This window comes from Pseudomonas sp. WS 5411 (genome assembly GCF_012985595.1).
Taxonomy (GTDB): Bacteria; Pseudomonadota; Gammaproteobacteria; order Pseudomonadales; family Pseudomonadaceae; genus Aquipseudomonas; species Aquipseudomonas shahriarae.
Window position 1 is genome coordinate 688,462 of record NZ_JAARMC010000001.1, and the last position, 26,279, is coordinate 714,740.

General features: G+C 62.2%; 27 protein-coding genes. 8 read left to right on the forward strand and 19 right to left on the reverse strand.

Annotated features, from left to right (window positions below):
* The first annotated feature begins 5 nt into the window (after positions 1-5).
* A complete protein-coding gene (gene lnt / locus HBR93_RS03155; RefSeq protein WP_057960692.1) occupies positions 6-1,529 on the forward strand; it encodes an apolipoprotein N-acyltransferase in 1,524 nt (507 codons plus the stop codon).
* 150 nt (positions 1,530-1,679) lie between these two features.
* Here the strand turns inward: lnt and HBR93_RS03160 are convergent, their stop codons facing one another.
* Positions 1,680-2,441 (reverse strand): YdcF family protein, encoded by a 762-nt coding sequence (locus HBR93_RS03160; RefSeq protein ID WP_057439012.1) that lies wholly within the window; start codon positions 2,439-2,441, stop codon positions 1,680-1,682.
* An 84-nt stretch (positions 2,442-2,525) separates the two neighbouring features.
* Entirely contained in the window at positions 2,526-2,843 is a 318-nt protein-coding gene (locus HBR93_RS03165) for a hypothetical protein (RefSeq protein ID WP_057439011.1), read from the reverse strand.
* Between the two features lie 262 nt (positions 2,844-3,105).
* Here HBR93_RS03165 and leuS point away from each other — a divergent pair, with 262 nt between their 5' ends.
* From leuS to HBR93_RS03190, 5 genes are all read left to right on the forward strand, one after another.
* Positions 3,106-5,712 carry a leucine--tRNA ligase gene (gene leuS, locus HBR93_RS03170; protein ID WP_169959809.1) on the forward strand — a complete coding sequence of 869 codons (2,607 nt, stop codon included), beginning with the start codon at positions 3,106-3,108 and terminating at the stop codon, positions 5,710-5,712.
* A gap of 90 nt (positions 5,713-5,802) precedes the next feature.
* Positions 5,803-6,408, forward strand: coding sequence for an LPS assembly lipoprotein LptE (lptE, locus tag HBR93_RS03175; RefSeq protein ID WP_057960695.1), 606 nt, complete (start codon positions 5,803-5,805; stop codon positions 6,406-6,408).
* A 39-nt stretch (positions 6,409-6,447) separates the two neighbouring features.
* The gene (gene holA / locus HBR93_RS03180) at positions 6,448-7,485 is read left to right on the forward strand and encodes a DNA polymerase III subunit delta (RefSeq protein WP_057960696.1); all 1,038 of its coding nucleotides are present in this window, start codon (positions 6,448-6,450) and stop codon (positions 7,483-7,485) included.
* 235 nt (positions 7,486-7,720) lie between these two features.
* The gene (gene arfA, locus HBR93_RS03185; protein ID WP_003176285.1) at positions 7,721-7,885 is read left to right on the forward strand and encodes an alternative ribosome rescue factor ArfA; all 165 of its coding nucleotides are present in this window, start codon (positions 7,721-7,723) and stop codon (positions 7,883-7,885) included.
* A gap of 61 nt (positions 7,886-7,946) precedes the next feature.
* Complete coding sequence (locus HBR93_RS03190; protein ID WP_057439007.1) at positions 7,947-9,272, forward strand: lytic murein transglycosylase; 1,326 nt, start codon at positions 7,947-7,949, stop codon at positions 9,270-9,272.
* 95 nt (positions 9,273-9,367) lie between these two features.
* Here the strand turns inward: HBR93_RS03190 and HBR93_RS03195 are convergent, their stop codons facing one another.
* The 13 genes from HBR93_RS03195 to HBR93_RS03255 form a co-directional block, all read right to left on the reverse strand.
* Complete coding sequence (locus HBR93_RS03195) at positions 9,368-10,300, reverse strand: LD-carboxypeptidase (RefSeq protein WP_169959810.1); 933 nt, start codon at positions 10,298-10,300, stop codon at positions 9,368-9,370.
* A gap of 174 nt (positions 10,301-10,474) precedes the next feature.
* Positions 10,475-11,476: a lipoyl synthase gene (gene lipA / locus HBR93_RS03200; protein ID WP_057444888.1), complete on the reverse strand. Its 1,002-nt coding sequence runs from the start codon at positions 11,474-11,476 to the stop codon at positions 10,475-10,477.
* 25 nt (positions 11,477-11,501) lie between these two features.
* The gene (lipB, locus tag HBR93_RS03205) at positions 11,502-12,149 is read right to left on the reverse strand and encodes a lipoyl(octanoyl) transferase LipB (RefSeq protein WP_057960700.1); all 648 of its coding nucleotides are present in this window, start codon (positions 12,147-12,149) and stop codon (positions 11,502-11,504) included.
* A complete protein-coding gene (locus HBR93_RS03210) occupies positions 12,149-12,424 on the reverse strand; it encodes a DUF493 domain-containing protein (RefSeq protein ID WP_029292256.1) in 276 nt (91 codons plus the stop codon). The genes lipB and HBR93_RS03210 overlap by 1 nt, the downstream gene beginning before the upstream one ends.
* Positions 12,425-12,509: 85 nt before the next feature.
* Complete coding sequence (locus tag HBR93_RS03215) at positions 12,510-13,667, reverse strand: D-alanyl-D-alanine carboxypeptidase family protein (protein ID WP_029292257.1); 1,158 nt, start codon at positions 13,665-13,667, stop codon at positions 12,510-12,512.
* A gap of 182 nt (positions 13,668-13,849) precedes the next feature.
* A complete protein-coding gene (locus HBR93_RS03220; protein ID WP_115129076.1) occupies positions 13,850-14,845 on the reverse strand; it encodes a septal ring lytic transglycosylase RlpA family protein in 996 nt (331 codons plus the stop codon).
* Entirely contained in the window at positions 14,845-15,855 is a 1,011-nt protein-coding gene (gene mltB / locus HBR93_RS03225) for a lytic murein transglycosylase B (RefSeq protein WP_115129077.1), read from the reverse strand. The genes HBR93_RS03220 and mltB overlap by 1 nt, the downstream gene beginning before the upstream one ends.
* Before the next feature lie 17 nt (positions 15,856-15,872).
* Positions 15,873-16,976, reverse strand: a complete 1,104-nt coding sequence (rodA, locus tag HBR93_RS03230; RefSeq protein WP_050492738.1) for a rod shape-determining protein RodA — start codon at positions 16,974-16,976, stop codon at positions 15,873-15,875.
* A gap of 31 nt (positions 16,977-17,007) precedes the next feature.
* The gene (gene mrdA, locus HBR93_RS03235) at positions 17,008-18,903 is read right to left on the reverse strand and encodes a penicillin-binding protein 2 (RefSeq protein ID WP_169959811.1); all 1,896 of its coding nucleotides are present in this window, start codon (positions 18,901-18,903) and stop codon (positions 17,008-17,010) included.
* A 15-nt stretch (positions 18,904-18,918) separates the two neighbouring features.
* Positions 18,919-19,386: a 23S rRNA (pseudouridine(1915)-N(3))-methyltransferase RlmH gene (rlmH, locus tag HBR93_RS03240; RefSeq protein ID WP_029292262.1), complete on the reverse strand. Its 468-nt coding sequence runs from the start codon at positions 19,384-19,386 to the stop codon at positions 18,919-18,921.
* A 9-nt stretch (positions 19,387-19,395) separates the two neighbouring features.
* Positions 19,396-19,890: a ribosome silencing factor gene (gene rsfS, locus HBR93_RS03245; protein ID WP_032861691.1), complete on the reverse strand. Its 495-nt coding sequence runs from the start codon at positions 19,888-19,890 to the stop codon at positions 19,396-19,398.
* Positions 19,891-19,960: 70 nt separating this feature from the next.
* On the reverse strand, positions 19,961-20,605 hold the full coding sequence (gene nadD, locus HBR93_RS03250; RefSeq protein WP_057439003.1) for a nicotinate-nucleotide adenylyltransferase: 645 nt from the start codon (positions 20,603-20,605) through the stop codon (positions 19,961-19,963).
* Positions 20,605-21,870 (reverse strand): glutamate-5-semialdehyde dehydrogenase, encoded by a 1,266-nt coding sequence (locus tag HBR93_RS03255; RefSeq protein WP_057960706.1) that lies wholly within the window; start codon positions 21,868-21,870, stop codon positions 20,605-20,607. The genes nadD and HBR93_RS03255 overlap by 1 nt, the downstream gene beginning before the upstream one ends.
* A 177-nt stretch (positions 21,871-22,047) precedes the next feature.
* Between HBR93_RS03255 and HBR93_RS03260 the strand changes: the two genes are divergently transcribed.
* Complete coding sequence (locus HBR93_RS03260; RefSeq protein WP_169959812.1) at positions 22,048-22,731, forward strand: DNA-3-methyladenine glycosylase; 684 nt, start codon at positions 22,048-22,050, stop codon at positions 22,729-22,731.
* Between the two features lie 159 nt (positions 22,732-22,890).
* Positions 22,891-24,207, forward strand: coding sequence for a bifunctional DedA family/phosphatase PAP2 family protein (locus tag HBR93_RS03265; protein ID WP_169959813.1), 1,317 nt, complete (start codon positions 22,891-22,893; stop codon positions 24,205-24,207).
* 1 nt (position 24,208) lies between these two features.
* Here HBR93_RS03265 and HBR93_RS03270 read toward each other — a convergent pair whose 3' ends face one another.
* The 4 genes from HBR93_RS03270 to HBR93_RS03285 all read right to left on the reverse strand — a co-directional run bounded on the left by HBR93_RS03270 (position 24,209) and on the right by HBR93_RS03285 (position 26,210).
* On the reverse strand, positions 24,209-24,415 hold the full coding sequence (locus tag HBR93_RS03270; RefSeq protein ID WP_057439037.1) for a hypothetical protein: 207 nt from the start codon (positions 24,413-24,415) through the stop codon (positions 24,209-24,211).
* Positions 24,416-24,522: 107 nt separating this feature from the next.
* Positions 24,523-25,113 (reverse strand): LON peptidase substrate-binding domain-containing protein, encoded by a 591-nt coding sequence (locus HBR93_RS03275; protein ID WP_057439001.1) that lies wholly within the window; start codon positions 25,111-25,113, stop codon positions 24,523-24,525.
* Positions 25,114-25,134: 21 nt separating this feature from the next.
* Positions 25,135-25,851 (reverse strand): LrgB family protein, encoded by a 717-nt coding sequence (locus tag HBR93_RS03280; RefSeq protein WP_169959814.1) that lies wholly within the window; start codon positions 25,849-25,851, stop codon positions 25,135-25,137.
* A complete protein-coding gene (locus tag HBR93_RS03285) occupies positions 25,848-26,210 on the reverse strand; it encodes a CidA/LrgA family protein (protein ID WP_057438999.1) in 363 nt (120 codons plus the stop codon). The genes HBR93_RS03280 and HBR93_RS03285 overlap by 4 nt, the downstream gene beginning before the upstream one ends.
* Between the last annotated feature and the right edge of the window lie 69 nt (positions 26,211-26,279).

Genomic DNA, 26,279 nt, shown 5'->3' on the forward strand with positions numbered 1-26,279 from the left:
CTGATATGCGCCGTCTCACCGCACCCGGCTGGCCCGGTAACCTGCTGGCCGTGGTGGCCGGTGCTATCACCACCCTGGCGCTGGCGCCGTTCGATATCTGGCCGCTGGCGCTGGTGGCGGTCGGGGTGTTCTATGCCGGGATGCGCCAACTGACACCCCGCCAGGCCTTCGGGCGTGGCTGGTGTTTCGGCTTTGGCCTGTTTGGCGCGGGCACCAGTTGGATCTACTACAGCATCCATCACTTTGGCGGCGCGTCGGTGCTACTGGCCGGGCTGTTGATGCTCGCGTTCACCGCCGCGATTGCGCTGTTCTTTGCCCTGCCCGCCTGGCTCTGGGCGCGCTGGCTGCGCCGTAACGAAGCGCCGCTGGCCGATGCCCTGGCGTTTGCCGCGCTATGGGTGGGCCAGGAAGCGTTTCGCGGCTGGTTCCTCACCGGTTTCCCTTGGTTGTACTCCGGTTACAGTCAACTCGACGGCCCGCTGGCCGGGCTTGCACCGCTGGGCGGGGTGTGGCTGATTTCGTTTGCCCTGGCCTTGAGCGCGGCACTGCTCGTCAACCTGCCGCGTTTGCTGGCAGCCAGGCGCAACGCGTTTATCGGCGCAGGCCTGGTGCTGCTGGTTGCGCCCTGGGCCATTGGCCTGGGGCTCAAGCACTACGCCTGGACCAGCCCCGCCGGTGAACCGCTGACCGTCGCGGCGATCCAGGGCAATGTCGAGCAGAGCATGAAGTGGGACCCGGCGCAGCTCAACGCGCAACTGGCGCTGTACCGCGACATGAGTTTTGCCTCCAAGCGCGTGGACCTGCTGATCTGGCCGGAAACCGCCGTGCCGGTGCTCAAGGAGTCCGTCGAGGGCTACCTGGGGATGATGGGCAAATTCGCTGCCGACCGGAACGCGGCGATGATCACCGGCGTGCCGATCCGCCAGGAAGTACGCCATGAGAAGCGCTACTTCAATGGTATCACCGTGGTCGGTCAAGGCGATGGCACCTATTTGAAGCAGAAGCTGGTGCCCTTTGGCGAGTACGTGCCGCTGCAGGATGTATTGCGCGGGCTGATCGCGTTCTTCGACCTGCCGATGTCGGACTTCGCCCGCGGGCCTGAGGACCAGGCCATGCTGCAAGCCAAGGGTTATCAGATCGCGCCGTATATCTGCTACGAAGTGGTCTATCCGGAGTTCGCCGCCGGCCTCGCCGCCCGCAGCGACTTACTGCTGACCATCAGCAATGACACCTGGTTCGGCACCTCCATCGGCCCCTTGCAGCACCTGCAAATGGCCCAGATGCGCGCCCTGGAAGCCGGCCGCTGGATGATCCGTGCCACCAACAACGGCGTGACCGGCCTGATCAATCCATTCGGGCAGATTACCGAGCAGATCCCGCAGTTCGAGCGCGGCATTCTCTACGGCGAGGTCGTACCGATGCACAACCTGACGCCGTACCTGCAATGGCGTTCGTGGCCGCTGATCATCCTGTGCCTGGGGCTGTTTGGCTGGGCCCTGCTGGCCGGGCGCATGGCCAAGACCGTCTGACAGACACCCAAGACCCAATGTGGCAGCGGGCTTTTGTGGGAGCGGGCTTGCCCGCGATGGAGGTGTATCAGTCAGCATTTTTAGTGACTGACCCACCGCCATCGCGGGCAAGCCCGCTCCCACACAAGCCCCACATGTTGATTTGCGGCGTTAACGATAGAACAGGCGGTAACCTACCTGCCCCACCGCCTCATTGATCAACTGCCCGCTCTGCCAGATCGACTTGAATTCCGGCATCCAGCCACCCAGCGGCCGGGCATTGTCCACCCCCAGGAAGCCGACCGGCGCCGGCACCACGGTAAAGCCGGCCTTCTCGAAGCTCCACACCGAACGCGGCATATGCCAGGCCTGGGTCACGACTACCACGCGCTTGACGCCCTGGGGCAACAGGATCTCGGCACTCATCTGCGCATTTTCCCAGGTGGTGCGGCTGCGCTCTTCCTTCCAGCGCACGGCCACGCCAAAGTCTTGCTGCATCGACACTGCCATCAACTGCGCCTCGCTGGGCGGCGTGCCGTAGTGCAGGCCACCGCTGGTCAGCACCGGCAGCCCGGACGCCTTGGCCAATCGCGCCGCGTAGCGCTGGCGCTCCAGGCCGATACCGGTCGGCTGATCGGCGCCCCAGGCCGGATCACCGCGCTCGCGGCCCGAGCCCAGCACCACAATGGCATCGGCCCGTTCTGCCAGGCTGGCCCAGTCTTCCACGGCCAATGGCGGCTCGGTTTCCAAGGCGCGTGCGCCCCACTCCACCATCACCGGCAAGCTGATCAGCCACATCCCGCCAAACCCGAGGGCAAAGCACACGCCGGCCAAGCGTGGACGGGTGCGGCGAAACCACCAGGCAAGGGCCAGCAGCAGCAAGAGAATGCCGGGCGGCAGCAATAATTGTTTGATGAAATAACGAATAGGCATCGAGCATCTCCAAAGATGCCCGAAGCCTAAGGTGTAACGGGGTTTAGCGACAATCTTTACCAGCGGTGGATAACGCTGATCAGGTTACTTGAATCGCACAGACCGCAGCTTTTCCGGGCTGCGGCCGGCGGACAAGTCCTTGAGCCATACCACCTTGGACGATCGCACCGCTTCCCTGGCTGGCACAGGAGCCACCCATTGCGGGATAGGGCGCGCGTTCAAGTCCAGGTAGGCCTTGATCACTTCAAACTCTGCAGGGCTCAAGCCTCGCAGTTCCAGCTCATCAGGCCGTTCGTCACGCAATCGGCCTGCGGTTCTTGCTGCGTCCAGTGCTCGACCCAAGCGGTCGATCAGTCCTTCATACACTTCCGGTTTCGTTCTCATTCGCTGCGAATCAACCATCCCCTCACCTCATTAAAGATAAGTCTCACTCCCCAATAAACAGCGTAGCTGCGCTGACGCAACCAACCGCGCGCCGCGACCAACGGCCTGCGCGGCGCAATCAGGGTTTCCCTCGATAGAGTGGGGTCATGTATGCTACGGCGCTTCCTGTAACTCCACTTCCCGCAGGGTTTGGGCACGGACGCGCCGCTTTTTGGTGTCGCTCAACCCGGACAATGCACCGAAGAGGATTAGGCCACCCCTATTCAGTTCAAAAGTAGCCATGCACGAACAATATCAGCCCCGTGAAATAGAAAATGCCGCCCAAACTTTCTGGGACGAGCAAAAGTCCTTTGAAGTCAGTGAACAGCCAGGCAAGGAGACTTACTACTGCCTATCCATGTTCCCTTACCCCAGCGGCAAACTACACATGGGGCACGTGCGTAACTACACCATCGGCGACGTGATTTCCCGCTACCAGCGCATGCTCGGCAAAAACGTCCTGCAACCTATGGGTTGGGACGCCTTCGGCATGCCTGCAGAAAACGCCGCGATGAAAAACAACGTAGCGCCCGCCAAGTGGACCTACGAGAACATCGCCTACATGAAGACCCAGCTGCGCAGCCTGGGCCTGGCCGTGGACTGGTCCCGCGAAGTGACCACCTGCAAGCCGGACTACTACCGCTGGGAACAATGGCTGTTCACCCGCCTGTTCGAAAAAGGCGTGATCTACAAAAAAAGCGGCACCGTGAACTGGGACCCGATCGACCAGACCGTCCTCGCCAACGAGCAAGTGATCGACGGCCGTGGCTGGCGTTCCGGCGCGCTGATCGAAAAGCGCGAAATCCCGATGTACTACTTCAAGATCACCGCCTACGCCGATGAACTCTTGTCGAGCCTCGACGACCTGCCGGGCTGGCCTGAACAGGTCAAGACCATGCAGCGCAACTGGATCGGCAAGTCCAAGGGCATGGAAGTGCAGTTCCCGTACAACGTCGATTCCATCGGTGAAACGGGCGCTCTGAAAGTTTTCACCACCCGTCCGGACACCCTGATGGGCGCGACCTACGTCGCCGTGGCCGCCGAACACCCGCTGGCCACCCAAGCTGCACAGAACAACCCTGAGCTGCAGGCCTTTATCGCCGAATGCAAAGGCGGCAGCGTGGCTGAAGCCGACGTCGCCACCCAGGAGAAAAAAGGCCTGCCGACCGGGCTGTTCGTCGAGCACCCACTGACCGGTGAAAAACTGCCGGTTTGGGTCGCCAACTATGTGCTGATGCACTACGGCGATGGTGCAGTAATGGCAGTGCCCGCTCACGACGAGCGCGATTTCGAATTCGCCACCAAGTACAACCTGCCGATCAAGTCTGTGGTGCGTACCAGTTCCGGTGATACCAACCCGGCCCCATGGCAAGACGCCTACGGCGAACACGGTACCCTGATCAACTCCGGCGAGTTCGACGGCCTGGACTTCGTAGGCGCTTTCGACGCCATTGAAGTCGCCCTGATCAAGAAAAACCTCGGCGCCTCGCGTACCCAGTTCCGCCTGCGCGACTGGGGCATCAGCCGCCAGCGCTACTGGGGCTGCCCGATCCCGATCATCCACTGCGAAACCTGCGGTGACGTGCCGGTACCGGAAGACCAACTGCCGGTCGTCCTGCCCGAAGACGTGGTGCCGGACGGCGCCGGTTCGCCACTGGCGCGCATGCCCGAGTTCTACGAGTGCAGCTGCCCGAAATGCGGCCAGCCTGCCAAGCGTGAAACCGACACCATGGACACCTTCGTCGAGTCCTCGTGGTACTACGCCCGCTACGCCTCGCCGCACTATGAAGGCGGCCTGGTGGAAAAATCCGCAGCCGACCACTGGTTGCCGGTGGATCAGTACATCGGTGGTATCGAACACGCGATCCTGCACCTGCTGTACGCGCGCTTCTTCCACAAGCTGATGCGTGACGAAGGCCTGGTCAGCTCTGACGAGCCGTTCAAGAACCTGCTGACCCAGGGCATGGTGATCGCCGAGACTTACTATCGCCGCGAAGCCAATGGCGCCTACACCTGGTTCAACCCGGCGGACGTCGAGTTGGAGCGTGACAGCAAAGCCAAGGTGATCAGTGCCAAGTTGAAATCCGACGGCCTGCCGGTAGAAATCGGCGGTACCGAGAAGATGGCCAAGTCGAAGAACAACGGCGTCGACCCGCAGTCGATGATCGACCAGTTCGGCGCCGACACCTGCCGCCTGTTCATGATGTTCGCCTCGCCGCCCGATATGAGCGCCGAATGGTCGGACTCTGGCGTCGAAGGTTCGCACCGCTTCCTCAAGCGCGTCTGGCGCCTGGCCCATGGCCATATCAGCCAGGGCTTGCCGGGCAAACTGGACGTGGCGTCGTTGAGCGACGAGCAGAAACTCATTCGCCGCAGCACCCACCTGGCCATCAAGCAAGCCAGCCAGGACGTGGGCCAGCACCATAAATTCAACACCGCCATCGCCCAGGTGATGACGCTGATGAACGTGCTGGAAAAAGCCCCGCAGGCTACCGAACAGGACCGTGCACTGGTGCAGGAAGGCCTGGAAGCAGTCGTCCTGCTGCTGGCGCCGATCACCCCGCACATCAGCCACGACCTGTGGAGCCAGTTGGGCCACAGCGGCGCGGTGATCGATGCTGCATGGCCGGTCGCGGATGACAGCGCCCTGGTCCAGGACACGCTGCAACTGGTGATTCAGGTCAACGGTAAACTGCGCGGCCAGATCGACATGCCTGCCAGCGCCAGCCGCGAAGAAGTCGAAGCCGCCGCGCGCTGCAATGAGAACGTGCTGCGCTTCACCGAAGGCCTGACGATCCGCAAAGTGATCGTAGTGCCCGGTAAACTGGTCAATATCGTCGCTAGCTAATCGGATCGGGCGCCAGGGCAAGAGCCCTGGCGCCGAACAAAACCTCCAGGGCCTCGATAAGGCCCACATGGTTTCAAGGGGAGCAATAAAATGATCAAACGCAACTTGCTGGTTATGGGCCTTGCCGTACTGCTGAGCGCATGCGGCTTCCAGCTGCGCGGCACCGGCACCACGGAACTGGCGATCAAGGAATTGGATGTCAGCGCGCGCAACGCCTATGGCGAAACCGTGACCCAGCTGCGCCAAACTCTGGAAAACAGCGGCGTCAAAGTCTATAACGGCGCGGCTTACAAGCTGGTGCTGATCGACGAGAAAGAGACCCAGCGTAACCTCAGCTACGCCAGTGCCGGCCGGTCTTCGGACATCGAGTTGAGCAGCGTGCTCATGTTCCAGATCCAGGGCCACGACCAGTTGCCGCTGATCAGCGACAAACTGCAAGTGCAGAAGGTCGTGACGCACGACGGCAACAACCTGGTCGGTTCCGACACTGAGGTCAATCAGGTGCGCAATGAAATGCGCCGTGACCTGGTCCAGCGTATGGTCCTGCGCCTGCAGATGATCAGCCCGGCCCAGCTCGATGCCCTGCAGCAGACTGCCGACGCCAAGGCCAAGGCGGATGCCGAGGCGCTGAAAGCCGCGCAGGACTATGAAAACAGCATTCCCAAGCAATCGCCTGTTGAAGTGCCTGCCGAGTAAACCAGACGGGGCGCGTCATGCGCCCCGTCCATCCAGCCTATGAAACTCGCCCCCGCCCAACTCGCCAAACACCTGCAAGGCAACCTCGCGCCTGTGTACATCGTCAGTGGCGATGATCCGCTGTTGTGCCAGGAAGCCGCCGACACCATTCGCCAGGCTGCGCGCCAGCAAGGCTTTGATGAACGCCAGGTGTTCAGCGCCGACGCCAGCTTCGACTGGGGCACCCTGCTCCAGGCCGGGGCCAGCATGTCGCTGTTTGCCGAAAAACGCCTGCTGGAACTGCGCCTGCCCTCGGGCAAGCCCGGCGACAAAGGCGCGGCGGCCCTGATGGAATACTGCGCCCGCCCCGCTGAGGACACGCTGTTGCTGATCAGCCTGCCCAAGCTCGATGGCAGCGCGCAGAAAACCAAATGGGGCAAGGCGCTGGTGGAAGGGGCACAGACCCAGTTCATCCAGATCTGGCCGGTGGACAGCAGTCAGTTGCCGCAATGGATTCGCCAACGCCTGTCGCAAGCCGGATTGTCTGCCAGCCAGGACGCGGTCGAGCTGATCGCGGCCCGGGTTGAAGGCAACCTATTGGCGGCGGCCCAGGAAATCGAAAAGCTCAAGCTGATGGCCGAAGGTGGCCAGATCACCGTCGAGACCGTGCAGGGCGCGGTGGCCGACAGCGCACGCTTTGACGTATTCGGGCTGGTGGACGCAATCCTCAATGGGGATGCGGCTCACGCCTTGCGCATGCTCGAAGGGCTGCGCGGTGAAGGGGTCGAGCCGCCGGTGATTCTCTGGGCCCTGGCCCGGGAACTGCGCTTGCTGGCCAATATCGCCCTGCAGTACAGCCAGGGCACCCCTCTGGACAAGGCCTTCAGCCAGGCCCGCCCGCCGGTGTGGGACAAGCGCAAGCCCCTGATGAGCAAGGCCCTGCAACGGCACTCGGCGCAACGCTGGGCGCAATTGTTGCTCGAAGCCCAACGCATCGACGCGCAGATCAAGGGCCAGGCCGCAGGGTCGCCGTGGATGAGCTTGAGCCGTTTGTCGCTGCTGATGTCCGGCCAGCGCCTGGCACTGCCCGCCGAATAGCACGCTCGCCCAACCACCACAAAACCAATGTAGGAGCTGGCTTGCCTGCGATGCAGGCGCCTCGGTGTGTCAGTCACGCGGTGGTGATGCCATCGCAGGCAAGCCAGCTCCTACAATTTTGATCGTCGCCGTATTCAGGTTTTTGATATTTCCTACATCGCGCCGGGCTGGACAGCCGGCAAACTTCGGCAGATGATTTGCACCGCATCCCCCACCCCATCGGAGAGTCCCGATCATGAGCAAAAAGCCATCCAAGCATGGCCCCAACAAGGCCAAATCCATCATCGCCCAGCCGTTGTTCCGCAGTCGCCAGGAACGCGCCGGCAAAGGCAAAGGCAGCTACCGCCGCGAAGCCTTCCAGTCTAATAGCTGGGAGGCTTCTTACTTTCTGGCTGCCTGAAGGCAAGCGCCCCTCCGGCATGATAAGGTCTGCACCTGATTCGTATTTCCTGGACCTGTGCATGCCCTCTAGTCTTTCCCGTCGTTGGCACCTTCGCCAATTGATTGCTGCCTCCAGCCTGATCCTGTTAGTCGCCTGCGCCGAAAAACCCACCGCCGCCGACGCTCAGCCCCTGCCCACGCTCCAGACCGCACCGGTTGCCGCCCCCGCCGTAGTTGCGCCCCTGGCCGTGACCAATCTCGATATCCAACCGACCCAGACCTTCGCCGAATGGCAGGCAGGTTTTCGCGTCGAGGCCCTGAAGGCCGGTATCACCCCGACGGTATTCGACACCGCCTTCGCCAACGTCACCCCCGACATGGCGGTCATCCGCGCCGACCGCAGCCAGCCGGAGTTTTCCCGCCCGGTGTGGGAATACCTCAACGGTGCCTTGTCGGCGCTGCGCGTACGCAATGGCCAGGCCTTGCTGATCAAGCACGCCGATATCCTGCAAAGCATCGAACAGCGCTACGGCGTTGATCGCCAGGTGCTGGTCTCGGTGTGGGGCATGGAAAGTAACTTCGGTTCGTTCCAGGGCAATAACTCGGTGATCCGCTCCCTGGCGACCCTGGCCTATGAAGGCCGCCGGCCGGCATTCGCCCAGGCGCAGTTGCTGGCCGCGCTGCAAATCATCCAGCACGGTGACATTCCAGCCGAACAGATGCGCGGTTCGTGGGCCGGCGCCATGGGCCAGACCCAGTTCATACCGACCACCTACAACACCCACGCCGTGGACTTCGACGGCGACGGTCGCCGCGACATCTGGAACAGCTCGGCCGACGCCCTCGCCTCCACTGCGCACTACCTGCAAAGCTCGGGCTGGCAGAAAGGCCAGCCGTGGGGCTTTGAGGTGCAGCAATTGCCGACAAACTTCGATTACGCCCTGGCTGATGGCGTGGTGCGCAAGCCGGTCGGCGAATGGTTGAAGCTGGGCCTGCAGGTGCCGGCCGGCGCCAGCGTGCCGCCCAACGTAGAAACGCTGTCGGCCGCCCTGCTGCTGCCGGCCGGCCATCGTGGCCCGGCGTTCCTGGTGCTGGATAACTTCCGCGCAATCCTCAAGTACAACAACTCGTCGTCCTACGCCCTGGCGGTCGGCCTGTTGTCCGAGCGTTTTGGCGGCGGTGGGGTGATTCGCGGCGATTGGCCAACGGATGAACTACCACTGACCCGCTCCCAGCGCATCGAGTTGCAGACGGTGTTGAGCGCCAATGGCTATGAGGCCGGCAACCCGGACGGGATTATCGGCGCCAATACGCGCAAGGCGATTCGTGCGGCGCAGCAGTCGTTGGGCTGGCCGGCGGATGGGTATCCGACGGTGAAGTTGTTGGAGTCGTTGCGTAGCCGCTAGATCGGTGTAGGGCGACTGCCGCTCCCACATTTGGAATGCAATTCCCTGTGGGAGCCAGCTTGCTCGCGATAGCGTGCCGACAGGCGGCAAAACACTCAGAGCCTAGACACCACATCCTGCTCCAGCACCAGCCGCTGTTCCCCCGCATCCAGGCGCACCAAGGCGCCCATCGGCAAGGTCAGATTGGGGTCGCAATGGCCGCTGCGCCAGCCGGACAGGACCGGAATACAGAACGGTTGGAAGGTCTGTTTCAACAGCCGCTCCAGCGCGACGTTATCCACTCCCGCCACATCCCCCACCAGCACACCGCGCACCTGCGCCAGCTTACCCGCCAGGCGCAAGTGCGTCAGCAGGCGGTCGATGCGATAGATTGGCTCGTTGACGTCCTCGATAAACAGGATGATGCCCTCGGCATCAAGCTCGAAGGGCGTGCCCATCACCGCCGCGATCATCGACAGGTTGCCCCCCAGCAAGCGCCCACAGGCGATGCCAGGCTCAATGGTGGTCAGCGGGTACGCCACTGGGTGCGCCAGCACACTGCCAGCGCCCAGCTGGCCGCGCAGCAGGCTGAACAGTGATGACTCCGTGGGCTGTTGCTTGTCACCGAGCAGGTCGGCATTGAGCATCGGGCCGTGGAAGGTCACGAAGCCGGCGTAGCGGCTGATCGCCAAGTGCAGCGCGGTGATATCGCTGTAGCCGACGAAGGGCTTGGGATTGGCTGCCAGCAGCTCGAAATCCACGCTATCGAGCAAGCGTGGGGTACCGTAGCCCCCGCGCAGGCAGAAGACGGCGTCGATCTCGGGATCGGCGAAGGCCGCGTGCAGGTCGCGCAGGCGTACTTTATCGCTGCCGGCCAGATAACCATCGCGCTCATACACCCCCGAAAAAATCCGCAGCTCGTAGCCACGGGCGCGCATCCATTGCCCGGCCTTTTCAACATCCAGCGCGGCGGGGCCAGCGGGGGCAATGAGGCCGATCACACCTTCGGCGCGCAGGGCGGGTACGGCGGTGGCAAGCGGGTTAGTCATCCTTGGTTCTCCCTATTCTGTACAGCACAACGAACTGTGGGAGCGGGCTTGCCCGCGATGCACACGCCTCGGTGTATCAGTTGCACCGAGGCGATGCTATCGCGGGCAAGCCCGCTCCCACACAAGCCAGCCCCCCCTACACGCCCATCCACACAAATGGATCGGCGCCAAGGTTTAGGAAACCAGGCTAGCCTTGACCAGCTTGGCCTGTTCGTCGGCGTGGTACGACGAACGTACCAGCGGGCCCGACGCGACGTTCTTGAAGCCCATCTTGTAGCCTTCTTCGGCAAACCAGGCAAAGGTGTCCGGGTGCACGAAACGCTGCACCGGCAAGTGGCTGCGCGATGGTTGCAGGTACTGGCCGAGGGTCAGCATGTCGATGTCGTGTTCGCGCATGCGCTTCATGACTTCGATGACTTCTTCGTCGGTTTCGCCCAAGCCCAGCATCAGCCCGGACTTGGTCGGGATGTGCGGCATCATCTGCTTGAATTTCTGCAGCAGGGTCAGCGACCACTGGTAGTCCGAACCCGGACGCGCAGCCTTGTACAGGCGCGGCACGGTTTCCAGGTTGTGGTTGAACACATCTGGCGGCTCGGCGGCGGTAATTTCCAGGGCGACGTCCATACGGCCACGGTAGTCCGGGACCAGGGTCTCGAGCATCACGTTCGGCGACAGTTTGCGGATTTCGCGGATGCAGTCGGCAAAGTGCTGGGCACCGCCGTCGCGCAGGTCATCGCGGTCTACCGAGGTGATCACCACGTACTTGAGTTTCAAGTCGGCGATGGCGATGGCCAGGCTTTCCGGCTCGTTGACGTCCAGTGGCTTCGGCCGGCCATGGCCAACGTCGCAGAACGGGCAACGACGGGTGCAGATGTCACCCATGATCATGAAGGTCGCGGTGCCGCCGGAGAAGCACTCGCCCAGGTTCGGGCACGAGGCTTCTTCGCACACACTGTGCAGCTTGTGCTTACGCAGCAGCGCCTTGATACGGTCGACTTCCGGCGAGACCGGGATGCGCACGCGGATCCAGTCGGGCTTTTTCGGCAGTTCGGTGGTCGGAATGATCTTCACCGGGATGCGTGCAACCTTCTCGGCGCCGCGCAGCTTGACGCCGGCTTCCACCTTGGCACGCGGAGCCGGGGCCGGACGCTCGGTAATGTCCAGCGTCGGGATCATGGTTTGCACAACATCAGTAGTCATATCAGTCGATTCCGCCCGTCAGGGTCGTCTGCTCAGCATAGTCGAGGTGTTTGACGAGCTGCGCGCGCAGCCGGGCACTTACCTCGGCAAATTCTAGGGGTGTTGCGTGATCGCTCAACTGGGTCATGGCCAAACCGGCGTAACCACAGGGATTGATCCGGCGAAACGGCGCCAGGTCCATGTCCACGTTCAGGGCCAGGCCATGAAAGGAACAGCCATGGCGGATGCGCAGGCCCAGGGAGGCGATTTTCGCGCCGTCGACATACACACCTGGAGCATCGGGCTTGGCCACGGCTGTCACGCCATAACTGGCCAGCAGCTCGATCAGGCAGTTTTCCATGCGACTGACCAGCTCACGCACGCCGTAACCCAGCTTGCGCACATCCAGCAGCAAATAAGCCACCAGTTGTCCGGGCCCATGGTAAGTCACTTGACCACCTCGGTCGACCTGCACCACCGGAATATCACCCGGAAGTAGTAGATGCTCAGCCTTGCCAGCCTGGCCCTGGGTGAATACCGGCGGGTGTTCCACCAGCCAGATTTCGTCGGGAGCCGAGCTGCCGCGCTCATTGGTAAAGCGCTGCATGGCGTGCCAGACCGGCTCGTACGCCATCTGGCCGAGCTCGCGAAAGCCCAGGACCTGCGACATCACAACACCATATGTACGAAACCGGTGGCTCGCAGTTCGCTGTTGATGTCGTAAAGCTGGTCTTGACCGGTCGCAACGATGTGCAACTGAATCGTGGTGTACTTACCGTTGGTGCTCAAGCGCTCATCCACACGGTTGTCGTTGATCGTTGCGTGTTTACGCATGATCTCGAGGATCTTATCTTTGTTGCCCACACCGGTATCGCTGATCACCTTGACGGGATAGTCCGTCACCGGGAATTCGATCTTTGGCGCCTTTACTTCTTTATCGGTCATGGCGAAACGGCCTCGTAAGCGGTAAGCCGTGGCGACGGGCAAAGCCCCGCGTCGGATCAACGCGGGGCCTTGCGGGTGCACACAATCAGTTGAACAAGCCGTAGAAGAATAGACGGATGCTATCCCACACGCGGCGGAAGATACCACCTTCCTCAACGGCGTCGAGTGCGATCAGATCGGCGCTGTGTACGACTTTGTCGTCCAGCTTCACTTCGACTTTACCGATCACATCGCCCTTGGCGATTGGCGCGGTCAGTTGTGGGTTCATGGTCATGCTGGCAGCCAGCTTCTTCAGCTGGCCTTTAGGCATGGTCAGGGTCAGGTCATCAGCCAGGCCGGCCTTGACTTGACGCTCGGTGCCTTTCCACACAGGAGCCTGGGCCAGTTCGGCACCCTTCTGGTAGAAGGTCTGGGTTTCGAAGAAACGGAAGCCATAGGTCAGCAGCTTCTGGGTTTCCGCCGCACGGGCCTGTTCGCTGTTGGTGCCGAACACCACGGCGATCAGACGTTGGCCGTCACGCACAGCCGAGGACACCATGCAGTAGCCGGCTTCGTCGGTATGCCCGGTTTTCAGGCCGTCGACGGTCTTGTCGCGCCACAGCAACAGGTTGCGGTTAGGCTGCTTGATGTTGTTCCAGAAGAATTCTTTCTGGGAGTAGATGGCGTAGTGCACCGGGTCGACACGAATGATCGCGCGCGCCAGGATCGCCATGTCATGGGCCGACGAGTAGTGGTCTGGGTTTGGCAGGCCGGTCGGGTTCATGAAGTGACTGTTGGTCATGCCCAGGTCAGTCACGGTTTTGTTCATCATGTCGGCAAATGCATCTTCGCTGCCGGCAATGTGTTCGGCCAGGGCGACGCTGGCGTCGTTACCGGACTGGATGATGATGCCGTGCAGCAGGTCGCTGACAGTGACCTGGGAGCCGACCTTGATGAACATCCGCGAACCGCCGGTGCGCCAGGCGTTTTCGCTGACGGTCACCGGATCGTTTTCACCGATCTGGCCGCGACGGATTTCCAGGGTCGCGATATAGGCGGTCATCAGCTTGGTCAGGCTGGCCGGCGGCAGGCGCTGGTCACCGTTGTTTTCGACCAGCACGTTGCCGCTGGCGGCATCCATGAGCACGTAGGACTTGGCAGCCAGTTGCGGTGGCGCTGGCATCATTTCGACGGCCCAGGCAGCGGGCGCAATGATCAGCGGGACAAGCAGGCACAGGCGTTTGGCTAAGGTGGTGATGTTCATCCGTCTCTCGAAATTGCTTATGGAAACTTGCCCTCGCGGGCAAAACATTCAGACAGCCCGTCACCAGGCTGTCGCGTATTCAGTTGCCAGCTCAACCCTTGCCTTCGGGTTTTTATTATTCGAAGAGCCTGCAACCAGGGCCCCGGCGCGCAAGCGTGCCAGCACCCTCGATCCGCTACTGCTTATTCGGCGCCGACCACGCTGGGCTGACCCAGGTTGGCCAATCGCACGCTGTTCTGTACCTGGGCAATCTCGCCCGCCGAGCCGATGGGGCCCAGGCGTACCCGGTGCAGGGTCTGCTGGTTACGCACGATAGAGCTGATAAAGACTGGCGCGCTGACCATCCCGCTGAGCTTGGACCTTAACAGTTCTGCCGCATCCGGGTTGGCGAAAGCACCGACTTGCAGGTACTGCCCGCCCGCTGCATTGCCCGGCGCCGCCTGTGGCACGGCCACGACTGGCGCGGCGTGCTGCTGGGGCGGCGGCGTCCACTGCTCGACCTTGCCCGCCGAAGCGGTGATCTGCGGTTGGGCGCTTTGTGGTTCATTGAGCATCAATGGCGCTGGCTTGCCGCGCTGGGCCCAGTACTGGGCCGGATCGATGCCTTCGACCTTGACCCGCGCCGTGCCGGATTCGGCATAGCCGAGTTTTTTCGCGGCTGCGTAGGACAAGTCGATGATTCGGTCGGAGTAGAACGGCCCACGGTCGTTGACCCGCAGAATTACCACGCGGTTGTTGTCCAGGTTGGTCACCCGTACATAGGCCGGCAGCGGCAAGGTCTTGTGGGCCGCGCTCATGCCGTACAGGTCATACACTTCGCCGTTGGCGGTGTTCTGCCCGTGGAACTTGGTGCCGTACCAGGACGCGGTGCCCGACTGCACATAGTTCTTGGATTCCTGCAGCGGGAAGTAGGTCTTGCCCAGTACCGTGTAGGGGTTGGCTTTATAGTTGCCGGTATGCAGGGTCGGCGTGGCATCCGGGATGCGCGAGACGTCGACGTCCCACCACGGCGCGCCGTCCTTGTGAGCCCGGTTGATATCCAGCCCCGGCTGCGCGCGGACTACCGGGCCACCGGCCTTCTGCACCGGCGCACGGCTGGTGGAGCAACTGACAACCAGCAAGGACAATGCGGCAAGCGCCACCAGCTTGAGCGGTTTATTGATCGGCGATACCCGCATTACTTGACGCCCCGTGCTTGAACCAGCATGTCTGACAGCTGATGTACGGCCATGGCGTACATCACACTGCGGTTATAACGCGTGATTGCGTAAAAATTCTTCAGGCCCATCCAGTATTCCGGGCCGTCTGCGCCCTCCAGGCGGAAGGCGGTAACCGGCATATCATCGCGCAGCGCATCATGACTTGACCAGCCCAACGCCCGCAACTCCCCGACGGTTTTCACCGGCTCGATGCCCTGGGTCAGGCCTTCATCGGCGCGATCGCCCGTGACATCGGCGCGAATCACCACCGGCTCGCCAGCCACCCAGCCGTGACGTTTGAAGTAGCTGGCAACGCTGCCGATGGCATCATCGGGGTTGCTCCAGATGTTGATATGGCCATCACCGTCAAAATCCACGGCGTAGGCGCGAAAGCTGCTCGGCATGAACTGTGGCAGGCCCATGGCCCCGGCGTAGGAGCCTTTGAGGGTCAATGGGTCGACCTGCTCTTCACGGGCCAGCAGCAGGAACTCGCGCAGTTCCTTGCGGAAGAATTCGGCACGGGGCGGGTAATCGAAGCCCAGGGTCGACAAGGCGTCGATCACCCGGTAGCTGCCGGTATTGCGCCCGTAAAAGGTTTCAACGCCGATGATCGACACGATCACCTGGGCCGGCACGCCATATTCCTGCTCGGCACGGGCCAATACGGCCTCGTGCTGGCGCCAGAAGTCCACACCCCGCGCCACCCGGGCGTCGGTGAGGAACATCGGGCGATAGTCCTTCCACTGTTTGACGCGCTCGGCGGGGCGAGAGATCGCGTCGAGGATCGACTGCTTGCGCTGGGCCTCGCGGAACACGCCCATCAGTTGTTCGCCGGCGAAACCATAGTCACGCGTCATCTCACCGACAAACTCGGCGACCTGGGGCGAGCCGTCGTAATCGCCGGCCAGGGCTGGCTGTGCAGCGCCAAAGGCGCCCACCAAGCCCAGACAGGACGCATACCGAGCAGCCCAGCCGCGCATTGCTTGCATTGACATCTTCACCTTATTCAAACCTGTGCGATCCACTTGCGATGGGTATGGATCGACATCAAGACCCCAAACGCTGACAGTAATGTCACCAACGAAGTTCCGCCGTAGCTAATGAACGGCAACGGCACCCCAACCACCGGCAGCAGGCCACTGACCATACCGATGTTGACGAAAACGTAAACAAAAAAAGTCATTGTCAGCGCACCGGCAAGCAATTTGCCGAACAACGTCTGCGCTTGCGCGGTAATCACCAGGCCACGCCCGATCAACAGCAAGTAGATCAGCAACAGTGCGCAGATGCCCACCAGGCCGAACTCCTCGCCCATCACCGCGATAATAAAGTCAGTGTGGCTTTCCGGCAGGAAGTCCAGGTGCGACTGGGTGCCCAGCAACCAACCCTTGCCAAACACGCCGCCGGAACCGATGGCCGCCTTGGACTGGATGATGTTCCAGCCGGTGCCCAGCGGATCGCTCTCGGGGTCGAGGAAGGTCAGGACTCGCTGCTTCTGATAGTCGTGCATGAAGAAGAACCACATGGCGACAGCCACCGGCACAGCCGCCACCAGCACACTGACGATCCAGCGCCAGCGCAGACCGCCCATGAACAACACGAATGCACCGCCAGCAAGAATCAGCAGGCCGGTGCCGAGGTCCGGCTGGCGCACGATCAGAATGAATGGAATGCCGATCAGGATCAGGCTGATCCCCACATGCTTGAGCTGCGGCGGCAAGGTGCGCTTGGCCAGGTACCAGGCGATGGTGGCCGGCATGAGGATCTTCATGAATTCCGACGGTTGGAAGCGAATCACCCCCGGGATATTGATCCAACGGGTGGCGCCCATGGCGTTGTGACCCATGACGTCCACCACCACCAGCAGCAGCACCCCGGCGACATACCCCAGCGGCACCCAGCGCGCCATGAAGCGCGGCTCCAGCTGGGCGATAACCACCATCGACAACAGGCCCAGGCCAAACGAGGACGCCTGCTTGATCAGCAGGTCCCAGTTCTTGCCACTGGCCGAATACAGCACGAACAGGCTACCGGCTGCCAGGGTCAGCAGCAGGATCAGCAACGGGCCATCAATGTGCATGCGCTGCAACAAGGTGGCGCGGCGGCGCATCACATCCTCACTGGAGAGAATGCGGTCGAAATTACTCTTCACGGGCCGTAGCCTCCGCGCTTGAAGGGTTGGCAAACTCAGGCTTGAGCTTGCCGTCCTGGTCCAGCAACCAGGCGTCCATGATCTGGCGCACCACCGGGGCGGCCACGCCGGAACCGGACTCGCCGTTCTCGACCATCACCGCCACGGTGATTTTCGGGTTGTCGGCCGGGGCGAAACCGACGAACAAGGCGTGGTCGCGATGGCGTTCCTGGACTTTGGAGCGGTCGTATTTCTCGCCCTGCTTGATTGCGACCACCTGGGCGGTCCCGCTCTTGCCGGCAATCCGATACTGCGCGCCAATGGCCGCCTTGCGCGCCGTGCCTCGCGCGCCGTGCATCACTTGTTGCATGCCGTGGTTGACCTTGGCCCAGTCGGACGGGTCGCGCAGGACGATGTCCGGGATCGGGTTTTCATCCACCGGCTGTTCACCCTCGATGGTCTTGGCCAGGTGCGGACGAACCCACTTGCCTTTGCTGGCCACCAGCGCCGTGGCCTGGGCCAGTTGCAAGGGCGTGGCCTGCATATAGCCCTGGCCGATCCCCAGGATCAGCGTCTCACCGGGGAACCAGGCCTGGCGCCGGGTGGCGCGCTTCCACTCGCGGGACGGCATCAGGCCTGGGGATTCTTCAAACATATCCAGGGACACTTTCTGACCGAGGCCGAACTTGCCCATGTAGGTCGATAAACGATCAATCCCCAGCTTGTGGGCCAGGTCATAGAAGTAGGTGTCGTTGGAACGCATGATCGCCGTATCCAGGTCCACATAGCCGTCGCCGGTACGGTTCCAGTTACGGTATTTGTGATCGTAGTTGGGCAACATGTAGTAACCCGGATCGTAGACCCGGCTGGAAGCAGTCACGACACCGGCATCCAGGCCGGCAATCGCCACCGCCGGCTTGATGGTCGAACCCGGTGGATACAGACCGCGCAGCACCCGGTTGAACAACGGCCGGTCGATGGAATCACGCAACTCGGCATAGGCCTTGAAGCTGATCCCGGTGACAAACAGGTTGGGGTCGAAACTCGGCTGGCTGACCATGGCCAGGACCTCGCCGGTGTTCGGGTCCAGCGCGACCACCGCACCACGACGCCCGCCGAGGGCCATTTCCGCGGCCTCCTGCAGCTTGATATCCAGGCTCAGGACAATGTCCTTGCCGGGAATCGGGTCGGTGCGCTTGAGCACCCGCAGCACCCGGCCACGTGCGTTGGTCTCGACTTCCTCGTAACCCACCTGGCCGTGCAGCTCCGGCTCGTAGAAGCGCTCGATACCGGTCTTGCCGATATGGTGGGTGCCGCTGTAATTGACCGGATCGAGGGTTTTCAGCTCTTTTTCGTTGATCCGCCCCATATAACCGACCGAGTGGGCAAAGTGCGCCCCCTGCGGGTAATGCCGCACCAGTTGCGCCACCACCTCCACCCCCGGCAGGCGGAACTGGTTCACGGCGATCCTGGCGATCTGCTCTTCAGTCAGCTCAAACAGGATCGGCACCGGTTCAAACGGGCGCCGCCCCTGCTTCATGCGCTTCTCGAAGATCGCCCGGTCTTCCGGCGTCAGTTGCAGCACCTCGACAATCACATCAAGGATCTGCTGCCAGTCACCGGACCGTTCGCGGGTCATGCTCAGGCTGAAACTGGGCCGGTTATCGGCAATCACCACGCCATTGCGGTCGAAAATCAGGCCACGGGTTGGCGGGATCGGCTGCACATGCACCCGGTTGTTTTCCGACAACGTGGAGTGATACTCGTACTGGATCACCTGCAGGTAATACAGGCGGGCGATCAACACGCACATCAACGCCACCACCGCGATCGCGCCAAAGATCACGCGCGCGCGTACAAGACGTGCGTCTTTCTCGTGGTCCTTGATGCGGATCGGCTGGGTCATCAGGCAGGGCGCAGACTATTTGTGGTAAGGGTGCCCGGACAGGACTGTCCAGGCGCGATACAGCTGTTCACCAATCAGAATCCGCACCAGCGGATGGGGCAACGTCAGGGGCGACAGCGACCAGCGCTGATCGGCCCGTGCACAGACTTCCGGCGCCAGCCCCTCGGGGCCGCCGACCATGAAGTTGACCGTGCGCGAATCCAGGCGCCAGCGATCCAGTTCCACCGCCAACTGCTCGGTGCTCCAGGGTTTGCCGTGCACCTCAAGGGTGACGATGCGCTCGTTGGCACCGACCTTGGCCAGCATCGCCTCGCCTTCCTGACGGATAAAGCGCGCCACATCGGCGTTCTTGCCCCGGGTGTTGAGGGGTATTTCCACCAGTTCCAGCGCCAATTCGGATGGCAGACGCTTGGCATATTCATGCCAGCCTTCTTCCACCCACTTGGGCATGCGTGAACCGACAGCGATCAGACGCAGGCGCACAGCCGTTCCTTATTCCTGGTCTTTGTTGAGCTTGTCGAAGTGCGCGTGACCGACTTCAGGGCTGTGGTGCTTGCCATCGGCAGCACGGCTCTGCTCGGCGCCTTTCCACAGACGCTCCAGGTCGTAGAACTGGCGAGCGTTGCTGGTCATCATGTGTACGATCACGGTGTCCAGGTCAGCCAGCACCCAGTCGCTATCGCCCTTGCCTTCTTCACCCAGTGGCTTGACGCCCTGGGCTTTGACGGCTTCGCGAACCTTGTCCAGCATCGCGCCGATCTGGCGGTTGGAGGTACCGGTGGCGATGATCATGAAGTCGGTGATGCTTTGCTTGTCGCGCACGTCCAGGACCTGGATGTCCTGGGCCTTCACGTCTTCCAGGGCGGCTACGGCCAGCGCGACCAGCGCTTCGCCTTCAGGGGCCGGGACCAGCAGGGCTTCCACTGGCAACGGTGCGCTCTTGAACGTGCCTTTGCGCTTAACTTTGCTTACGTCTTTGTTCGTCATATAAAACTCGTTTTGCTCATTAGTTCGGGCGCTTCAATACACGACTATTCGTGCCTTCAAGCGCGCCTTTTCAGTTCGACGCACGGTAAAGCCCGTGCGCATCGATGTAGGCCAGGACCGCGTCAGGCACCAGGAAACGTACCGACTTACCGCTGGCCAGCAGTTGACGGATCTGGGTGGCGGACACCGCAAGCGGGGTCTGCCAGACGAATGCAATATTCCCGCTCGGCCCGGTCAGGGCCTGTGGGTCACTTACCGACCGCGCTGCCAGCAGGTTGCGCAAGGCATCCGGCGGTTCGCTGTCGGCATCCGGGCGTTGCAAAACCAGGATGTGGCAATGCTGGAGCAACTCTTCCCAGCGATGCCAAGTGGGCAGTCCGCAAAATGCGTCCCAGCCCAAAAGCAGAAACAACTGGTCATCGGCGGCCAACTCGGCCCGCGTCTGTTCCAGGGTGTCGATAGTGTAGGACGGTTTATCGCGTTTGAGCTCGCGGTCGTCCACCACCAACGGGGCAATCCCGGCCACCGCACACTGCACCATCGCCAGGCGCTCCTGCGCGCTGACCTGCGGTGTGTCCCGGTGCGGCGGCCTGGCATTGGGGATCAGCCGCAGCTCTTGCAGCCCGAGGGTATCCGCCACTTCCAGGGCGCTGCGCAAATGGCCGATGTGCACGGGGTCGAAGGTACCGCCGAGCAGCCCGATGCGTTTACCCATCAAGTGCGCACATGACCATCGCCAAAGACCACGTACTTCTCGCTGGTCAGGCCTTCCAGGCCCACCGGGCCACGGGCATGCAGCTTGTCCGTGGAAATCCCGATCTCCGCCCCCAGGCCGTACTCGAAGCCGTCGGCAAAACGCGTCGAGGCGTTGATCATCACCGAAGCAGAGTCTACTTCGGTGAGGAAACGCCGGGCATCGCTGAAATGCTCGGAAACAATGGCATCGGTATGCTTGGAGCCGTAGGTATTGATGTGCTCGATGGCCTGGTCCAGGTCATCGACGATACGAATCGACAGGATCGGCGCCGTGTATTCGGTGTACCAGTCCTGCTCGGTGGCTTCGATCACGTCGCTGCCCAGCAATGCCCGGGTACGCTCGCAACCCCGCAACTCCACTCCTTTGTCACGGTAGATTGCAGCCAGCGGCGGCAACACGCGCTCGGCAATGCCGGCGTGGACCAACAGGGTTTCCATGGTGTTGCACGGCGCGTAGCGGTGGGTCTTGGCGTTATCGGCAATGCGGATCGCCTTGTCGAGATCGGCCGCCACGTCGATAAACACATGGCAGACACCATCCAGGTGCTTGATAACTGGCACCTTGGCATCGCGGCTGACACGTTCGATCAGGCCCTTGCCGCCGCGTGGAACAATTACGTCGACAAACTCCGGCATGGTGATCAGCGCCCCGACGGCGGCGCGGTCGGTGGTTTCCACCACTTGCACCACTTCAGCCGGCAACTCGGCCACGGCCAGGCCTTGCTGGATGCAGGCGGCGATGGCGCGGTTGGAATGGATCGCTTCGGAGCCGCCGCGCAGGATGGTGGCGTTGCCGGACTTCAGGCACAGGCTCGCGGCGTCGATGGTCACGTTGGGCCGCGACTCATAGATGATGCCGATCACGCCCAGGGGCACGCGCATCTTGCCGACCTGGATACCTGACGGCAGGTAGCGCATGTCGCGGATCTCACCGATGGGGTCCGGCAGCTTGGCCACCTGGCGCAAGCCTTCGATCATGTCGTCGATACGGGCCGGCGTCAGCGCCAGGCGATCCAGCAATGCCGGCTCCAGACCATTGGCCCGGCCATTGGCCAGGTCCAGCTCGTTGGCAGCGGTCAACTCGGAGCGCGAGGCATCCAGAGCATCGGCGGCTGCCAGCAGGGCACGGTTCTTCTGCGCGGTGCTCGCACGGGCGATCAACCGCGAGGCCTGACGGGCAGCGCGACCCAGGCGGGTCATGTAGTCAAGAACGGACTCAGTCATGGTCTGGTGGGATCTTGGCAAAGAGGAAAGCGGCAGATTATAGCTGTCGCGCCGTCCTACGGACAGCGGTGAGGGGCGGATGGTCGAAATGAACTGTAAAAACTCGACGTTCAGCGGTGATTAAGGCTGAAGTTGATATCATCCTGTCACATTTGGCCTGCGCAACCGTCCATCGTCATGTCCAGTTCTCACCCAAAGCTCCCCGCCACCCCCCTGCCTGATGGCTTTTTCGACCGCGACGCGCAAACGCTCGCGAAAGATTTGCTGGGCAAAGTCATCCGCCATCGGGTCGGCGAGTTGTGGCTGTCGGCGCGAATTATTGAAACCGAAGCCTATTATTTGGCCGAAAAAGGCAGCCATGCGTCCCTCGGTTACACAGAAAAGCGTAAGGCTTTGTTTCTGGATGGCGGCCACATCTATATGTACTACGCCCGTGGCGGTGACTCCCTGAACTTCAGTGCCCAGGGGCCAGGCAATGCCGTGCTGATCAAGTCAGCCTACCCCTGGGTGGATGAGGTATCAGGGCCTGCCAGCCTGGCGCAAATGCTCCTCAACAACCCCGACGCCAGCGGCCGTCCGCGCCCGGCCCAGAAGCTTTGCGCCGGGCAAACCCTGCTGTGCAAGGCCCTGGATTTAAAGGTGCCAATGTGGGACGCCAAGCGCTTCGACCAGGAGCGGCTGTACGTCGAGGATGTGGGCCTGGCCCCCACGCAGATTATCCAGACCACCCGCCTGGGCATTCCCGGCGGGCGCGATGAACACCTGATGTATCGCTTTGTCGATGGCGGCTATGCGCCCTATTGCACACGGAACCCGTTGCGACGCGGCCAGGTCGAAGGCCGCGATTACGTTTTGATTTGAAATATGCCCTGCAGGAATGGGCTTATGGGGGAGCGGGCTTGCTCGCGATAGCATCACCTCGGTCTGTCAGTCATACCGAGTCGCCTGCATCGCGAGCAAGCCCGCTCCCACACAAGCTCGCTCCTACAGAGGGACATCACCACTGATGGAGAGGATTGTATGGGCCCATGGCTCGATGGCATTACTGGCTGGCTGACCCTTAACCCGCAATGGCTGGCCGCGGCGGTGTTTATCGTCGCCTTTGTGGAGTGCCTGGCCATCGCCGGGATTATCGTGCCAGGCACGGTGCTGCTGTTTGCAATTGCCGCACTGGCCGGCAGCGGCGCGCTGTCCCTGAGTGAAACCCTGCTGCTGGGCTTGCTCGGCGGGCTCTTGGGCGACGGGATTTCCTACTACCTGGGCCGGCATTTCCACCAGAACATCCGGCGCCTGCCCGGCTTGCGCCATCATCCCGAGTGGATGGACGGGGCCGAGGCCTACTTCCAGAAGTACGGCATCGTCAGCCTGCTGGTAGGACGCTTCATCGGCCCATTGCGCCCCATGCTGCCCATGGTCGCCGGGATGTGTGATATGCCGTTCCCGCGCTTCGCCGCCGTTAGCGTGCTGGCCGCCACCGGCTGGTCAATCGCCTATCTGTTGCCGGGCTGGGCCGCCGGCGCGGCGTTTCGGTTGCCGCTGCCCGAAGGGTTCTGGCCCGAGGCCGGGGTGGTTGCCGCGTGCCTGGCCGTGTTGTTCGGCATCGCCCTCAACAGCACCCTGCGCAGCCATCGCCGGGCCACGTTGTGGATGGGCTGCGCCAGCCTGGCGTTGTTGATCGCGATGTTTATCGGTTATCCGTACCTGAACCATTTTGACCAGGGTTTGATGGCCCTGGTCCAGGAACACCGAGGCCCGGCGATGGACCGGATCATGGTGATGACCACCCAGTTGGGCGAGTTCAAGAAGATGTTCGTCGCCAGCGCGGTGCTGACCGGCCTGCTGCTGCTGGCGCGACAATGGCGCCAGGCGATTTTCGTCGGTGCCACCCTGCTCGGGGCCGCGCTGATCAACACCGGGAGCAAGCTGTTCTTTGCCCGCGGCCGGCCAGAAATCCTCGTCGACCCGCTGACCAGCTTCAGCATGCCCAGCGGTCACGCCTCTGGCTCGTTTGCGTTCTTCCTCGCGCTGGCGGTGCTGGCCGGTCGCGGCCAACCGACCCGCATGCGCCTGGCATGGCTGCTATTGGGCGCCATTCCGGCCGCTGCCATTGCGTTGTCGCGGGTATATCTGGGGGCCCACTGGCCGAGCGATATCCTCGCCGGCACCTTGCTGGCCATGACGGTCTGCGCCTTCAGCCTGACCTTGAGCCAGCGCCACAGCCTGCTGCCGCCCATGGCGCCGAAGGTGTGGTGGTTGATCGTGCCGGGTTGCGTGGCGGTCCTGGGGTTCTTTGCCCTGACCGGCACCTCCCATGCCCTGCTGCGCTACGCTTACTGAGCTAGGCCGGGCCGACCCAGTCCACGGGAGCGTGACGCCGTTCGGCGCAGCGCTCCCGGCGCTCCAGCAACATTTCATCGGCAATTTCGGCAGCCCGCTCGGCAATGTATTCGGGGCCGCGATCGCGGGCCTGCTGAATCACTTGCGCGGTTACGCTGACAAAAAATGCGTCCCAGACCAGTTGCTCCGATGGCGATAATCGAATCATGTTCATTCCCTGATAGTGGTGGCGGAGCCTCCACTATTTCAGGCGATGGGCACGCGGCAACGATGAAAAATCCGAAGCGGTCACGGATTATTCCGAGATAACGGCACTCAAGCGAACAGCTCGCCTTGCAATTCATCCAGCAGCACCTGAATCGCATCCAGGCGCAGCACCGGATCGTCGAGCTGCAGCAGCTCGATCTTGTCGGCGTCGGTAAACGGCAACAGGTAGGCCAGGCGGTTACCCAGTTCCTGCTGCCCGTGCACGTCGGCCCCCATATCCAGTGAGGCGACCATCGGATGCTCGGCCAATGCCTGCAGCAGGGCCAACAGGTCGGCGTCTTCCTCATCCAACGGGCGCTCGGGCTGCTCTTGCAGCCACTCGACATCGGCGACCAGTAGTTGATCGCGCTGGACCTGCGCCTCCCGCACCCGAAACCTGCGCCCACCCTCGACACGGATCCCCAGCAGGCCATTGTCCTGCTGCTTGAAATCCCGAATCAGCGCTTCGCACCCCATCAATGCATAGCCGTCCGGCGCGAGGCCGACTTCCTGGCCATCGAGGATGCACACCACACCAAAGCCTTCGCCCTTTTTCATACAGCGACTGATCATGTCCAGGTAGCGCGCCTCGAACAGCTGCAGGTCGAGGGTGCAGCCTGGAAACAGCACAGTATTGAGAGGGAACAGCGCCAGACTCATAAAGCGTTCCTTAAACCCGACTTAAATCGCCAAAGACACGGCCAATGGCAGGAATACTGCCGTGGCCACGCCCATCAAACTCATCGCCAATGCCGCAAAGGCGCCGCACTCCTCGCTTTCCTGCAAGGCCACCGAGGTGCCGACCGCGTGGGCGGTCATGCCCAGGGCCATGCCCCGCGCCTCCGGGGTGTGCACGCCCAGGTACGACAGAAAGGCCGGCCCGATCATCGCCCCGATCACCCCGGTGATCAGCACGAACACCGCCGCCAGTGCCGCGACGCCGCCGATCTGCTCGGCCACCAGCATGGCGATGGGCGAGGTCACCGACTTGGGCGCCATGGTCATCAGCACCATGTGTTCGGCGCCAAACCACCAACCCAGCCAAACGCACAGGCCAGTGGCAAACACGCCCCCCACCACCAGCGTAGTAAAAATCGGCCAAAACAACTGGCGAATCCGTCGCAGGTTCAGGTACAGCGGCACCGCCAGTGCCACGGTGGCCGGGCCCAGCAGGATGCTCATGATCTCGGTACTTTTGCGGTATTCGACATAGGTCAGGCCGCACCCCAGGAGCACGCCGATCACCAGCAACATCGAGACCAGCACCGGTTGCAGGAAGATCCAGCGGGTTTTCTCGAACCCCGCCAGCACCAGTTGATAGGCGCCCAGGGTAATGCCGATGCCAAACAAGGGATGGTGGATCACCGCAGCCCACGCGCCCTGCCAATCGAAGGTCATTGCCCCTCCTCCCGCTGTGCCTGGCGCTTGACCAGCTTTTGCATGAGCACGCCGACAAAGGCCATGGCGATCACCAGCGACAACACCAGCGCCCCGACGATGGCCCAGAAGTCGGCGGCAATGTCCTTGGCATACACCATCACTCCCACTGCCGGCGGCACCAGCAGCAACGGCAGGTAACGCAACAGGCTGCCGGCCGCCAGGCTCAGTGGCTCACCGACCTCGCCGCGCCACACCAGATACGCCAGCAGCAACAGCAGGCCGACAATCGGCCCCGGCAAAACCGGCAGGAACAAGTGATTGATTGCCGTGCCCAGCAATTGAAACAACACCAGCCATGTCAAACCGCGTAACAACATGGGTTTTTCTCCCCCAAAAGCCCGTGGGCATTATAAGCACGCCGCTCCTATGAACAGGCATTCGCCAAA